11 protein-coding genes are annotated in these 13,578 nt (G+C 75.1%); 8 read left to right on the forward strand and 3 right to left on the reverse strand.

Annotated features, from left to right (window positions below):
* Positions 1-93 precede the first annotated feature (93 nt).
* From PUR61_RS40690 to PUR61_RS40700, 3 genes are all read left to right on the forward strand, one after another.
* A complete protein-coding gene (locus tag PUR61_RS40690; RefSeq protein WP_329884960.1) occupies positions 94-2,769 on the forward strand; it encodes a terpene synthase family protein in 2,676 nt (891 codons plus the stop codon).
* A 170-nt stretch (positions 2,770-2,939) separates the two neighbouring features.
* Positions 2,940-3,746, forward strand: a complete 807-nt coding sequence (locus PUR61_RS40695) for a VOC family protein (RefSeq protein ID WP_329884961.1) — start codon at positions 2,940-2,942, stop codon at positions 3,744-3,746.
* A complete protein-coding gene (locus PUR61_RS40700; RefSeq protein ID WP_329884962.1) occupies positions 3,743-4,237 on the forward strand; it encodes a DinB family protein in 495 nt (164 codons plus the stop codon). The genes PUR61_RS40695 and PUR61_RS40700 overlap by 4 nt, the downstream gene beginning before the upstream one ends.
* On the opposite strand, the gene PUR61_RS40705 is transcribed toward PUR61_RS40700, so the two are convergent.
* Complete coding sequence (locus PUR61_RS40705) at positions 4,200-5,021, reverse strand: ArsR/SmtB family transcription factor (RefSeq protein WP_329884963.1); 822 nt, start codon at positions 5,019-5,021, stop codon at positions 4,200-4,202. The genes PUR61_RS40700 and PUR61_RS40705 overlap by 38 nt on opposite strands.
* A gap of 65 nt (positions 5,022-5,086) precedes the next feature.
* Here PUR61_RS40705 and PUR61_RS40710 point away from each other — a divergent pair, with 65 nt between their 5' ends.
* Positions 5,087-6,196, forward strand: coding sequence for a hypothetical protein (locus PUR61_RS40710; RefSeq protein ID WP_329884964.1), 1,110 nt, complete (start codon positions 5,087-5,089; stop codon positions 6,194-6,196).
* On the forward strand, positions 6,193-7,029 hold the full coding sequence (locus PUR61_RS40715; RefSeq protein ID WP_443035323.1) for an isocitrate lyase/PEP mutase family protein: 837 nt from the start codon (positions 6,193-6,195) through the stop codon (positions 7,027-7,029). Before PUR61_RS40710 ends, PUR61_RS40715 begins: the two co-directional genes overlap by 4 nt.
* Positions 7,030-7,156: 127 nt before the next feature.
* On the opposite strand, the gene PUR61_RS40720 is transcribed toward PUR61_RS40715, so the two are convergent.
* A complete protein-coding gene (locus PUR61_RS40720; protein WP_329884965.1) occupies positions 7,157-8,074 on the reverse strand; it encodes an alpha/beta fold hydrolase in 918 nt (305 codons plus the stop codon).
* A gap of 185 nt (positions 8,075-8,259) precedes the next feature.
* Between PUR61_RS40720 and PUR61_RS40725 the strand changes: the two genes are divergently transcribed.
* The 3 genes from PUR61_RS40725 (at position 8,260) to PUR61_RS40735 (ending at position 13,056) form a co-directional block, all read left to right on the forward strand.
* Positions 8,260-10,503, forward strand: a complete 2,244-nt coding sequence (locus PUR61_RS40725) for a BTAD domain-containing putative transcriptional regulator (protein ID WP_329884966.1) — start codon at positions 8,260-8,262, stop codon at positions 10,501-10,503.
* A gap of 227 nt (positions 10,504-10,730) precedes the next feature.
* On the forward strand, positions 10,731-12,335 hold the full coding sequence (gene dacB, locus PUR61_RS40730) for a D-alanyl-D-alanine carboxypeptidase/D-alanyl-D-alanine endopeptidase (RefSeq protein ID WP_329884967.1): 1,605 nt from the start codon (positions 10,731-10,733) through the stop codon (positions 12,333-12,335).
* Positions 12,336-12,591: 256 nt separating this feature from the next.
* The gene (locus PUR61_RS40735) at positions 12,592-13,056 is read left to right on the forward strand and encodes a MarR family winged helix-turn-helix transcriptional regulator (protein WP_380355984.1); all 465 of its coding nucleotides are present in this window, start codon (positions 12,592-12,594) and stop codon (positions 13,054-13,056) included.
* A gap of 105 nt (positions 13,057-13,161) precedes the next feature.
* On the opposite strand, the gene PUR61_RS40740 is transcribed toward PUR61_RS40735, so the two are convergent.
* Entirely contained in the window at positions 13,162-13,569 is a 408-nt protein-coding gene (locus PUR61_RS40740; protein ID WP_329884968.1) for a hypothetical protein, read from the reverse strand.
* Between the last annotated feature and the right edge of the window lie 9 nt (positions 13,570-13,578).

A 13,578-nucleotide genomic window follows, 5' to 3' on the forward strand; every position in this document is an offset into this window, starting at 1 on the left:
AATGCTGAGCCGACCGGGTGGCGGTGCCGTGCAACGGAGCTCCGTTTCGTCGTGCCGGTCGGCCCCGTCGACGCGTCCAGAAAGGCTCGCCCGGTGACACAGCCGTTCGAACTGCCGTCCTTCTACGTGCCGCACCCGGCGCGTCTCAGCCCCCATCTCGAACAGGCCCGGGTCCACTCCCGCGAGTGGGCCCGGGAGATGGGCATGCTGGAGGGATCGGGCATCTGGACCCAGGTCGACCTGGACGCCCACGACTACGGACTGCTCTGCGCCTACACCCACCCCGATGCCTCCGCCGAGGCGTTGTCACTGGTCACGGACTGGTACGTCTGGGTGTTCTTCTTCGACGACCACTTCCTGGAGATCTACAAGCGCACCAACGACCGGAAGGGCGGCAAGGCGTACCTGGACCGGCTGCCGCTCTTCATGCCGGCCGACCCGGGTGTCCCGCTGCCCGAGCCGACCAACCCGGTCGAGGCCGGCCTGGCCGACCTCTGGCGTCGCACCGTGCCGTCGATGGGCGAGGACTGGCGGGTCCGGTTCGCGGAGAGCACCCGGAACCTCCTCAACGAGTCCCTCTGGGAGCTGGCCAACATCAACGCCGGCCGGGTCAGCAACCCGGTCGAGTACATCGAGATGCGCCGCAAGGTCGGTGGCGCGCCCTGGTCGGCCGGGCTGATCGAGTACGCGGCCCACGCCGAGGTACCGGCGGAGGTGTCCGGTTCGCGTCCGCTGCGGGTGCTGATGGACGCCTTCTCGGACGGGGTCCACCTGCGCAACGACCTCTTCTCGTACCAACGGGAGGTCGAGGACGAGGGCGAACTCAGCAACGGCGTGCTGGTGCTGGAGAGGTTCCTGGACTGCACCACGCAGGAGGCCGCCGAGGCCGTCAACGACCTCCTCACCTCACGGCTCCAGCAGTTCGAGAACACCGTGTTCACCGAACTCCCGCAGCTGTTCGCCGACTCCGGGCTCGACCCGGCAGGCTGCGCCAAGGTGCTGGCCTACGTCAAGGGTCTGCAGGACTGGCAGTCCGGCGGGCACGAGTGGCACATGCGGTCCAGCCGGTACATGAACGGCGGCGGCGCGGCCGCGGGCAAGGCCACCTGGTGGGACCCGTTCGCGATCGGCGGCGTCGGGACCTCGGCGCTGGACGTTCTGCGCTCCGGCGCGCTGCGTGACCTCGCCGACGAGCTGGGGTCGTTGAGCCGGTCCGGGCCGGCTTCGCGCGCCGCCGCCGCCGGGCCCGGTGCCGCCGTGATCGCGGGCCTGTCGCCGGCCTCGCTGGAGTCTCCGGGGACGGGGCTGATCGGCGGTTCGCACGGCGACGCCGAGCCCGGCGTGCGGCGGGCGCGCTCGCACACCCACGTGCCGTTCCAGGAGGTCGGACCCTCCCGGCTCCCCGAGTTCAGGCTGCCGTTCACCGTCGAGCTGAGCCCGTACCTGGACGCGGCACGGCTCAACACGGTCGAGTGGGGTCGCCGGATGGGCATGCTGGAGCCCCAACCGGGCGTCCCCGCCTCGCACATCTGGACCGCCGAGAAGCTCGCCGACTACGACTTCCCGCTCTGCTCGGCCGGCATCCACCCGGACGCCAGCGCCGCTCAACTCGACCTCACCTCGGCCTGGTTGACCTGGGGCACGTACGCGGACGACTACTTCCCGGCGGTGTTCGGCCAGACCCGGGACCTCGCCGGCGCCAAGGCGGTCAACGCCCGACTCTCGGACTTCATGCCGGTCGACGGCGGGCCCGCCCCGGTGCCGGGGAACGCCCTGGAGCGCGGGCTGGCCGACGCCTGGGCGCGGACCGCCCGGCCGATGACCGTCGAGGCCCGGCGGCGGCTCCGCGAGGCCGTCGAGGAGATGACGCTGAGCTGGATCTGGGAGCTCAACAACCAGGCACAGAACCGGATCCCGGACCCGGTCGACTACCTGGAGATGCGTCGGGCCACCTTCGGGTCCGACCTCACCATGAGCCTCTGCCGGCTGGCCCACGGACAGATCGTCCCTCCCGCCGTCTACGAGAGCGGCCCGATGGGTTCGCTGGAGAAGGCGGCTGCCGACTACGCCTGCATGATGAACGACCTCCACTCGTACCAGAAGGAGGTGCAGTTCGAGGGCGAGGTGCACAACATGGTGCTGGTGGTGCAGAACTTCTTCAACTGCGACTACCCGGCGGCGGTCCGGATCGTCGACGATCTGATGCACTCGCGGCTGGCCCAGTTCCAGCACGTGGCGGCGAACGAATTCCCTGTGCTGTACGACGACTTCGCGCTGGATCCCGCCGCGCGGGCGATGCTCGACGGGTACGTCGGCGAGTTGGAGAACTGGCTGGCCGGAATTTTGATCTGGCACCGGGACTGCCGCCGGTACCGGGAGGAGGACCTGCTGCGGCACTTCGGGAGCGAGGCAGGCCCGGTCCCGGACGAAGTGGGGGCGGGAGACGTGGCGTCGGTGGCTCCGGATGCCGCGGCCTCGGGTGTCGCGGCGCCGGGTACGGCGGTGACGGCGGGTGCGGCCGACGGTGATGTGGTGCCGGAGCCCGCCCGGGCCGGGTTCGCGTGGTTCGTCCCGACCGGGCTGGGGACGTCCGCGGTCCGCCCGGCGGCGGCGGCGGTGTCGGCGTCGGTGGTGCGTGCGGAGGCGGGGGCGGTCGGCGGCGCCGCGGAGTCGGCGCCGCGTCCGGGTGCGGTGCCGGCCGGGCCGACCGGGTTCGGCACGCTGGGTGCGCAGCCGGTTCCGGTCGCGGGTGTGTCGCAGGTCGGGTAGCGGTCACGACGGTGCGCGGCGGTCCGCCGGGGAGTGTCCCGGCGGACCGCCGTCGCGCCCCGGGCGGGGCGGGCCTCGCGGGTGGTCGTGGCCGGGTGGACGCGCGGGCGCCCGGGGGACTGGCTAGTGTGGCAAATCGGGACGAAATGCCACACGGAGAGGGCTGGGCCATGACCGTGCAACCCGAGGGAACGCCCTGTTGGGCCGACGCGATGTTCACCGACCTGGAGGGCGCGAAGGTCTTCTACGGAGAAGTACTGGGCTGGACCTTCGGCGAGTCCTCGTCCGAGTACGGCAACTACACGCAGGCCTACGTGGACGGCAAGGCCGTCGCCGCGATCGTCCCGCCCATGCCCGGCCAGCCGATCGAATCGATCAAGTCGGCGTGGTGCCTCTACCTCGCCTCGCCGGACGCCGCCGCCACCGCGGAGAAGATCCGCGGCAACGGCGGCGAGGTCCTGATGGGCCCGATGCAGGTCGGCGAGTTCGGTTCGATGGTGATCGCCAAGGACCCGGGAGGCGTCGTCTTCGGCGTCTGGCAGGCCGGCACCCACGAGGGGTTCGAGGTGCAGGGGGTCCCCGGTGCCTACACCTGGGCCGAGGTCGTCACCCGCGAGCCCGGCCGGGCCGACGCGTTCTTCCCCGCCGTCTTCCCCTACACGGTCAAGCGGATGGACGTCGAAGAGGTCGACTACAAGGTCTTCGAGATCGGCGGGGCCCCGGTGCTCGGCCGGATGAAGGCCGGTCCGGACGACCTGCCGCCCGAGGCGCCGAACTACGTGAGCGTCTACTTCGCGGTGGAGGACTGCGACGCGACCGTCGCCAAGATCACCCTGCACGGCGGGCAGCTCTACTTCGGCCCGATGGACAGCCCGTTCGGCAGGTTCGCGGCGGTCGGCGACCCCGGAGGCGCGGCGTTCGGCGTGATCGCCCTCGGCGCGACCGTCGGCGACATGCCCGGGATGGTGGCCGAATGAGCGGCAACTCCGAGCGTGCGGACCTGCTCCAGACCCTGGACAAGCACCGGGGCTTCCTGCGCTACACCGTCCGCGACCTCACCGACGAGCAGGCCGCCCGCCGCACGACGGCCAGCGAGCTGTGCCTGGGCGGCCTGATCAAGCACGTCTCCGGGGTGGAGTCCCGCTGGCTGCGGTTCGCGGTCGGCGGCGCGGCCGCGATGGAGGACGAACCGGTCGACTGGGCAGGGCAGTTCCTGATGACCGACGGCGAGACCCTGGCCGGACTGCTCGCCGCGTACGAGCGGGTGGCGGCCGAGACCGACGAACTGGTCGCGACCCTCCCCGACCTCGACCTGACCCACCCGCTGCCCCAGGCGCCGTGGTTCGAACCGGGTGCCTCCTGGTCGGCCCGGCGGGTGCTGCTGCACGTCATCGCCGAGACCGCGCAGCACGCCGGGCACGCCGACATCATCAGGGAGTCGCTGGACGGCGCGAAGACGATGGGCTGAGCGGGTCCTCCCGCGCCTCGAACTCCACCCCGAGCAGCTCGCGCAGCGCCCGGTCGCCCTCCGCCGTCACCCGCAGCGCCCGTCCGGAGCCGATGCGCTCCACCCAGGCCCGGTCCAGCGCCGTCCGGCACAGTGCCGCCCCGAACGCGCCGCCCAGGTGCCCGCGCCGCTCCGTCCAGTCCAGGCAGCTGCGGACCACCGGGCGCCCGCCCCCGCGCCCGGACCGGGCCGGCAGCTCCACACCCAGCTCGGCCAACCACGCCCGCCCCCGCTCGGTGAGGGCCGGACCGGAGTCCTCGGCGACCAGCCCGCGCGCCAGGACGGCGTCGCAGACCGCCACGCCGAGCCGGCCCGCGAGGTGGTCGTAGCAGGTCCGGGCGCGGGCCTCGGCTCTCATCCGGGTGGATTCGCGCAGGGAACGCGGCCCGGGGGCGGACCGCGGGGGCGCGGACCTCCCGGTCGCGGACAGCGGGGTCGGGGCCGGCGGGGTGGCGGCCAGCGTGACGCCGGACGCCGGGGTCGCGGGCGAGAACGACGACAGGTCCTCGATCAGTGTGGCCACCGCCGGGCCGGCCAGCCGGACGTACCGGTGCCGGCCCTGCCGCTCCTCGGCCAGCAGGCCGCCGGCGATCAGACGGGACAGGTGCTCACTCGCCGTGGACGGGGCCACGCCCGCGTACCGGGCCAGCTCGCCGGCGGTCCAGGCCCGGCCGTCGAGCAGAGCGGTGCAGAACGCGGCGCGGGTCGGGTCGGCGAGCAGTCCGGCGAGCTGGGCGAGCGACATGGCTCCATGGTGCCGCGTGGACGCTTCGGCGGACACCGAAGTGTTCCGTCCCTAGCGTGAGGGCCATGCGTACTCCGGTCGTTCGTGTCGCCTCCTCCTCGTCCGCTCCCGTTCCGGCTCCCGTTCGTGCGTCCGTTCCTGCCCTGGGCCCGGATGCGGTCCCCGAGCCCGACCCCGAGCCCGACCCCGAGCCGGTGACCGGTGCGGCCAGGGGCGCCGACGCGCCCGTACCGGTCCGGTTCGACCGGTACGAGCACGTCACGGCCGCGCTCGCCGATCCCGCCCTCGTGCCGGTGCCTGCCGCCCCCGGGCCGGTCGGCGGCGCGGCCTGGCTGCGCGCCACGGTGGCGCGGTTCGGCGCGGGCGAGCGGCACGCCGTGCGCCGGGCAGGCGTCGAGGCCGACCTGGCCCGCCTCGACCCGGACGCGCTGCGGGCGTCGGCCGCCGCCGGCTCCGAGCCGGATGCCGGTCTGCGGGCGGTGCGGGTCCTTGCGCAGGCGTTGGGCCTGGCCGAGCCGGACGCGGTCGGGCGGGCGGTCGCCGCGGTGGCGCGCGTCTACTTCGTCGAGCGGCCGGACGACCCGGAGGCCGACGCCGCCGTGGCCTGGCTGCTGCCCCGGATGCTGCCCGACGAGGAGCCGGTGGGGCGCGGCGGGGCGGGGGCGGAGGCGGAGCGCCGTCCGGCGGAGCACGGCGCGGCTGCCGTCCGCGCGGCCGAGGAACGGGCCGCCAACCGGATCGGCCTGCTCGTCCAGTCCTTCGACGCCACCGCAACCCTCGTCGACCACGCCCGCCGGGCCGTCGGCAGCGGCGCCGACCCGATCGACGCGGCGCTGCGCCACGACCCGCCCGTCCGGACGATGCGCCGCCACGCCGTTCGGGACACCGAGGTCGGCGGGGTGCCGGTCCCCGCCGGGGCCCAGGTGGTGCTCGACGTCGCCGCCGCCCAGGCGGGCCGCCCCGGACTGCCCCCGCTGACCTTCGGCGCTCCGCCCCGGCTCTGCCCCGGCCGCATCCACGCCCTGGCGATCGCGTCCGGCATCCTGCACGGCGCCGCGGACCCGGCCGGATCCTCGCCCGACGCCCCCGACCCCGACCCCGACGGGCTCGTCCCCGGCCCCGACGCCCCCGCCCCGGGCGGCGACCTCCGCCCGCACGAGAGGACCGCCCGATGAGCGCGCCCACCCCGTTCGCCGCCCTGCACCACCGGGCGGGCGAGCCGTTGCTGCTCCCCAACGCCTGGGACCACGCCTCCGCCGCCCTCCTGGCCGAGCAGGGCTTCTCCGCCGTCGGCACCACCAGCCTGGGCGTCGCCGCAGCCGCCGGGCTGCCCGACGGCGTCGCCGCCACCCGCGCGGAGACCCTCCGGCTGGCGCGCCGCCTCGGCCGCACCGGCCGTTACCTGCTCTCCGTCGACGTGGAGAACGGATTCAGCGACGACCCCGGAGAAGTCGGCTCCCTCGCAGCCGAGTTGGCCGATGCCGGGGCCGTCGGCATCAACCTGGAGGACGGTCGTGCGGACGGCACGCTCACCCCCGCCGCCCTGCACGCCGCCAAGATCGCCGCCGTCAGGTCCGCCGCTCCCGGTCTCTTCGTCAACGCCCGTACCGACACCCACTGGCTCGCCGTGCCGGACGCCGGCCGGGAGACCGACCGCCGGCTCGCCGCCTACCGGCAGGCCGGCGCGGACGGGGTGTTCGTCCCGGGCCTCGCCGATCCGGCGGCCATCGCGGAACTCTGCGCCACCCTCGACGTCCCGTTGAACATCCTCTACAGCCCGACCGGACCGACCGTCCCCGATCTCGCCGCCCTCGGCGTCTCCCGCGTCAGCCTCGGCTCGCTCCTCTACCGCACTGCCCTGGCCGCCGCCACGGCCACCGCCGTCGCGATCCGTGCCGGCGCCCCTGCCCCGGATCCCGGCACCGGGACGCCCGGCTACGCCGCGGTGCAGGCCCTCCACCACGACCGGCCCGGACCGGTCCCCCCGGCCGGGCCGCCGCCCCGCTGACCGCCGACGCCGGTGCTCCGCCGCCCGGCGTCCCGTCGCACCCCGGCGTCCCGCCGTCGTCCTGCGGGAGGCGGCGGGACGGGGAATCGGAGGCCGGCAGGTGCGGAGGGTCAGCGGGTGCGGAGGGTCAGCGGGTGAGGAGGGCGCGGAGGGCGGACGCCACCTCGGCCGGGGCCTCCTCGGCCATGAAGTGGCCGTAGGGGACGGTCGCGTGGTGCAGGTCGGGAGCCCAGGCGCGCCAGCGGGCGGCGGCGTCGAAGCCCAGGGCGGCGCCCCAGTCCTGCTGGAGGACGGTGACCGGCATACGCAGCCGTCGGCCGGCCTCTCGGTCGGCGCGGTCGTGGTCGACGTCCGTACCGGCCGAGGCGCGGTAGTCGGCGACGATCGACGGGACGGCGGCGCGGCAGGCGGACAGGTAGGCGGCGCGGACCTCGTCCGGCAGGGCCTCCGGGTCGCGTGCCCAGAGGTCGAGGAAGTGGCCGAAGAAGGCGTCCGCGCTCGCGCCGATCATGGTTTCGGGCAGTCCCGGCGGCTGAGCCATCAGGTAGAGGTGGAACCCGACGGCGGCGGTGGTGCCGTGCATGACCTCCCACGTGTCGAGGGTCGGGAGCACGTCCAGCGCGGCGAGGTGGGTGACGGTGTCCGGGTGGTCCAGCCCGGCCCGGACCGCGACCAGCGCGCCGCGGTCGTGCCCGGCCAGCGCGAAGCGGTCGTGACCCAGCGCCCGGGCGAGGGCTACGACGTCGGCGGCCATGGTGCGCTTGCTGTACGCGGTGCCCCCGGGGTCGGTGGGCTTGTCGCTGGCGCCGTAGCCGCGCAGGTCGGGACAGATGACGGTGTGGTCGGCGGCGAGGTCCGCGGCCACGTGCCGCCACATCAGGTGGGTCTGCGGGAAGCCGTGCAGGAGGACGACCGGGCTTCCGCTGCCGGCGACGGCGGTGTGGAGCGCCACGCCGTCCGCGACGGGGACGCGCAGGTACTCGAAGCCGGGGACGGCGGGGGAGGGCGCGGGGACGGGGGTCGGTCGGGGGGTGGGGAGGGGCACGGGGCGGCCTTTCTCGGTGGGTGGTTCTTCGCTGCACCACGAGCCTCGCCGACGCGAATCAGCATCCGGTCAGCGTCAGCGGCCGGTGTCGGTGCGGCCGGAGGGGTCGCCAGGAGCGCCGGGGTCGCCGGGATCGCCGGGGTCGCCGTACCGGGCCGGTGCGGCGGACGCCGTACGGTGGCGGGGTGACGAGGGTGTCCGGAGAAGCGGGGCGGACGGGGACCGTGTTCGGGGTCCTCGGGCCGGTGGTGGCCGAGCGGGCCGGCGGGGTGCTCGCACTGAAAGGGCCGCGGCACCGGGCGGTGCTGGCGCGGCTGATCGTGGCCCGCCGGCGGGTCGTTCCCGTCACCCGTCTGGTCGAGGACCTCTGGACGGAGCCGCCGCCGGGCGCCGTCGGGGCCGTACAGACCTTCGTCTCCGCGCTGCGCCGCGTCCTGGAACCGGATCGTCCGCCGCGTTCCCCGGCGAGGCTGCTGGTCACGGAGGGGCGGGGCTACGCGCTGCGCGCCGGACCGGACGAGGTCGACGCCTGGCGCTTCGAGGCCGCGGTCGCCGACGCGGTGCACGGGGAAGGAACGGCATGGGGTGAGGGCGCGGAGGCGGCCCTGCTGCGGTTGGACGAGGCGCTCGCTCTCTGGCGCGGCCCCGCCTACACCGAGTACGTCGAGGAGGACTGGGCCCGCGCGGAGCGGGCCCGCCTCGCCGAGCTGCGACTGCTGGCCGTGGAACGGCGGGCCGAGGCGAGGCTGGCGCTCGGCCGGGCCGCCGACGCCGTCCCCGACCTCGACGCGCACCTCGTCGACCACCCCTGGCGCGAGGACGCCTGGCGGCTGCTGGCGCTCGCGCTCTACCGGCAGGGCCGCCAGGGCGAGGCGCTCGCCGTGCTGCGCCGGGCCCGGACGACGCTGGTCGAGCAGCTGGGACTGGACCCGGCCCCGCGGCTGCGTGTCCTGGAGGCGGACATCCTCGCGCAGTCGCCCGCCCTCGACGGCGACCGCGACCGCGACCGCGACCGGGGCCGGGGCCCCGGCCCGGGCCTCGGTGCCGTGGACGGCGGGCCCGTCGACGCCACCGCCCGGCTCTGGACGTCCGCCGCCGCGGCGTACGACCGGAGCGTGGCCGCCGGGGCCCGGGCCCGGCTGGAGTCCACCGTCGGCCTGCTCCGCAGCCTGGCGGTCACCGGCCCCGACGGCCTGGCGGCTGCCCGACAGCACCGGTGGGCCGCGGTCGAGGCGGCGGAGGAGTTCGGCGATCCCGAGCTCACCGCCCGGGTGCTCGGGGCCTTCGACGTCCCCGCGATCTGGCCGCGCAGCGACGATCCGGCGCTCGCGGCCCGGCTGGTCGCCGCCGCCGAACGCACCCTCGCCGCCCTTCCGGACGGCGGCGTCCACGATCCGGCGCGCTGCCGGTTGCTGGCGACGGTCGCCGTCGAGACGCGCGGTGCCCGGTCGGCCCGTGCGCTGCGGGCGGCGCACGAGGCGGAGACGATCGCCCGGCGGCTGGACGACCCGGCGCTGCTCGCCTTCGCCCTCAACGGTGTGTTCATGCAGTCCTTCGCCGGAGCCGGCCTCGCCGGGCGGCGGGATGCGATCGGGGCGGAACTGGTCGCGCTGGCCGCCCGCCACGGTCTGACCACGTACGAGGTGCTCGGCCACCTGATCCGGATGCAGTCCCGCAGCGCGTTCGCGGACTGGCCGACCGCCGACGGGCACGCCGCCGCTGCGGACCGGCTCGCCGAGCGGCACGAGCTTCCGTCGGTGGGGGTGTTCACCGACGGGTACCGCGCGCTGCGGCTGGCCGCCGAGGACCACCCGGCCCCCGTCGGGAGGGCCCCCGTCGGGCGTGGACGGGCCGAGGCCGCCTACCGGGCCGTGGCCGACCGGCTCGACGCGGCCGGGATGCCCGGCATGGCCCCGGGACTCCGCGCGCTTGCGCTGTTGTCGCTGCCCGCCGCCGAACGAGCCCGGGCCGAGGCCCGGCGGCCGGACGAGATCGAGAGCGGGGCCGAGGGCGGCTCCGAGAACAGGGCCATGGACGGCGACGCGGACCGCGGTACGGACCGCGGTACGGACCGCGGTGCGGACCGCGACCCGGACTGGGCACGCGCCGTCGGACCGGACCGGGACTGGGGTCCGTACCGCCCGTGGGCCGAACCGCTCGTGCTCGCCGCCGCAGGCCGGGACACCGAGGCCCGCGCCGCCCTGCACGCCCTCCCCGAGCCCCCGGCCGATCCCCTCTACGAGGTCTGCTGCTGCCTGGAGGCCGCCGCCGCCCGCCTGCTCCACGACCGCCCGGCGCTCCGCCGCGCCCATGCCCGCCTGCTCCCCGCCGTCGGCGAACTCGCGGGCGCAGCATCGGGGTTGCTCTCCTTCGGCCCGGTCGCCGGCCACCTCGCGGCCGTCGCCCGGGCGCTGGGTCACGCCGGCTGACGGCCGGTCCGGGGCCCGCGTCGTCCGCCTCCGCCCGCCGGGTGCGCCTGCCTCCGTCCGCCTCCGCCTCGCCCCTGTGCCCGCCCTCGGCCGCCGTTCCGGTTGACGGTCGAGCGAGTGAACTGCGCCGCGGAAGGTTCGATCACGGACTCCTGCGAGGTATCCCTGCCCGGGACCTGCGCAACCGTCGGATCGGCGCCGAAGCACGGCCCGGGACAGGTGGATCCATGAGTTCGACCGTCAGTCAGAGACGCATCCGGGCGGGCGCCCTGGCCGTCCTCCTCGCCGCCGTGACCCTCGGCACGGCCGCGCCCGCGTCCGGGGCGCCCGAAGACGGCATCCTCGGCTCCCTCAGCCCCGACATCCGGGCGATCATGGCCAAACCGGCCTACCAGCACGCCCAGTGGGGCCTGCTGGAGATCGACGACACGACCGGTGAGGTCATCCACTCGATCTACCCGGACCAGTTCTTCATCCCCGGTTCGACGGCCAAGCTGGTCAGCGTGTCCGGCGCCTGGCACGCCCTCGGCGGCGAGCACCGCTTCACCACGCCCGTGCAGGCCGTCGGCAGCCGGGACGGGGAGGTCCTGAACGGCTCGCTCGTCCTGGTCGCCCAGGGCGACCTCACGATGGGCGGCCGGACCGCGCCCGACGGCTCCGTCTCCTTCACCCCGATCGACCACACCTACGCGAACGATGTCCCCGGTGCGACCCTCACCCCCGAGAACCCGCTCGCGGGCCTCGACGAGATCGCCGGGCAGGTGCGGCAGGCCGGCATCACCGAGGTCCACGGGGACGTCGCCGTCGACTCCCGCCTCTTCACCTCCTTCCCCGACCTGGACCCGAGCCCCACCCCGTTGATCATCAACGACAACGTCATCGACCTGCTCACCACCCCGACCGCCCCCGGCCAGGCCGCTCAGCTCAGCTGGCGCCCGCAGGTCGCGCCGTACCAGGTCGAGTCGACGGTGCAGACGGTCGCGGTGGGCGGCCCGACCGAGCTCACCGTCTCCGCCTCACCCGACGGCACCCGCATCACCCTCTCCGGGACGATCGCCGCCGACGCGCCCCCGACGCTCCGGATCTCGAACGTGCAGGACCCGGCGTCCTTCGGTCGTACCGCCCTGATCGAGGCGCTCGCCCGGGCGGGTGTCACCGTCACCGCCCCGCCGACCGGGCCGAACCCGTCCGGCACGCTGCCGGACTCCTACGACGGTACCCAGCGCGTCGCCGCCTACGTCTCCCCGGTCTTCGCCGAGTACACCCGGCTGATCCTGAAGGTCAGCCACAACCTCGGCGCCAACCTCGGCATCTGCCTGATGGCCGTGACGGCGGGCAGCCACCAGTGCGAGGACGGGTTCCCCGTGCTCACCGCCTTCCTCCGCCAGGCCGGCATCGACCCCACCCAGGTCCAGCTCCTCGACGGGCGCGGCGGCAACCCCGTCGACCGGGTCACCCCGCGCGTCGAGAACCAGATCCTCCACTACTGGCAGGGCACCCCCGAGGCGACCCGGTTCCGTGAGGCCCTCCCGATCCTCGGCGTCGACGGCAGCCTCGCGTCCGTCTGCGAGGGCTGTCCCACCTGCCCGGGGAAGGGCAAGGTCTGGTCCAAGCCCGGCACCGTCGCGGGCTTCGACGCCGTCAACAACCGCATCGCCGTCGGCGCCCAGACCCTGGGCGGGTACCTCGACGCGGGCCACGGCCGCCTCCACACCTACTACCTGGCCGTCAACGGGGCTTCCACGCCGGACATCGAGGGCGTCATCGAGATGATCGGCGACCTCTCGCTCATCTCCGGCCTCCTCCAGGAGCAGGCCGAAGCCCGCTCCTGACCCCACCCCGCTCGCTCCGTCAGCTCTGTCAGCTCCGTTTGCTCCGGTGCTCCCTCCGGCTCCGAAGGCCCTCGCCGCTCCGCCCCCGTGCGCGGCCGGGGCCTTCGGGCGTTTTCGCGACCGGCCACCGGGCGTGTAGGACTGGGACCCGACGCGCGGCCCGACGGGGTTCCGACCGGACCGCCGTCCCGCAGCCACCGCAGAGACGAGACATCTCCCTCCTCCCCGGGGAAGGGAGTACGGAGAGGGGGAGCCCGTGTCCACGCCCGCCATGCGGCCCGACGCGAGCGAGGTCTACCGCCGGTACCTGAGCGCCGTGCTGCTCCACGGCCACGCGAGTGCCAAGGCCTGCGAGCTCGGCGCGACCGACCTGTACGCGCTGAACATCCTCCAGCTGTCCGGGGCGATGACCCCCGGCGAACTGGCCACCCGCACCGGGCTGACCACCGGTCCGACCACCCGCCTCGTCGACCGGCTGGAGCAGGCGGGCTACGTGCGCCGGGCGGCCGATCCCGGCGACCGGCGCAAGGTCATCGTCGAACCGGTCGGCGGGCCCGCCGATCTCGACCGGGTGATGGCCCCGGCCCGGGAGCGGGTCGGCGAGATCCTCGCCGGGTACGCGCCGGAGCAGCTCGACGTCCTCTTCGACTACTTCGCCCGCGCCGCCGACGCCTACCGGGAGGCCGCTGACCACCTCCGCACCGGTCCCGCCGACGTCTGACCCGGGCCCCGGGCCCCGGCCCCGAGTCCGGGTCCGAGTCCGGGTCAGGCCCCGGCCCGAAGAGCGGGGGCGGCGTCCACCCGGCGACGGGGTTCGCGCGATCGGTCACGACCACCGGGTGCCGGAGTGCTCCGACCGGCGGGCGGACAGCGTCTGCCCCAGCACCAGCAGGCTCAGACCGAACATCAGCACGCCCAGGGGGACGTGGAACGACGGGACGTGCGCGACGCCCAGCACGACCTGGACCGAGGCGAGCACCAGGAAGCCGGACGCGTACAGGACGGGGCGGGGCGATCCGCCGCCCGGCCGCCACGCGAGGATCGCGGCGAGCAGGTACAACATCGACGCGCCGTACATCACGCGCGCTCCGACGCTGTGCAGGACCTCGCCGCTGTGGGAGGTCAGGAGCAGCCCGGCGGTGACCGCCTGGAAGAGGATGGCCAGGGTCTGCAGGGCGATCGCGACCTGCGCGAACGTGAAGCTGCGGTGTCCTGCCGTCATCGGTGTGGCCATGGTGCGGTC

It is taken from the genome of Streptomyces sp. BE20, from assembly GCF_036322525.1.
In the GTDB taxonomy this organism is placed as follows: domain Bacteria; phylum Actinomycetota; class Actinomycetes; order Streptomycetales; family Streptomycetaceae; genus Kitasatospora.

Excerpts from the sequence above, each read along its gene's own strand:
- PUR61_RS40710 (WP_329884964.1), top strand. The coding sequence starts at position 5,087 with ATGCGTACTCCGGTCGTTCGTGTCGCCTCCTCCTCGTCCGCTCCCGTT.
- PUR61_RS40695 (WP_329884961.1), top strand. The coding sequence starts at position 2,940 with ATGACCGTGCAACCCGAGGGAACGCCCTGTTGGGCCGACGCGATGTTC.
- PUR61_RS40700 (WP_329884962.1), top strand. The coding sequence starts at position 3,743 with ATGAGCGGCAACTCCGAGCGTGCGGACCTGCTCCAGACCCTGGACAAG.
- PUR61_RS40740 (WP_329884968.1), bottom strand. The coding sequence starts at position 13,569 with ATGGCCACACCGATGACGGCAGGACACCGCAGCTTCACGTTCGCGCAG.
- PUR61_RS40715 (WP_443035323.1), top strand. The coding sequence starts at position 6,193 with ATGAGCGCGCCCACCCCGTTCGCCGCCCTGCACCACCGGGCGGGCGAG.
- PUR61_RS40705 (WP_329884963.1), bottom strand. The coding sequence starts at position 5,021 with ATGTCGCTCGCCCAGCTCGCCGGACTGCTCGCCGACCCGACCCGCGCC.
- dacB (WP_329884967.1), top strand. The coding sequence starts at position 10,731 with ATGAGTTCGACCGTCAGTCAGAGACGCATCCGGGCGGGCGCCCTGGCC.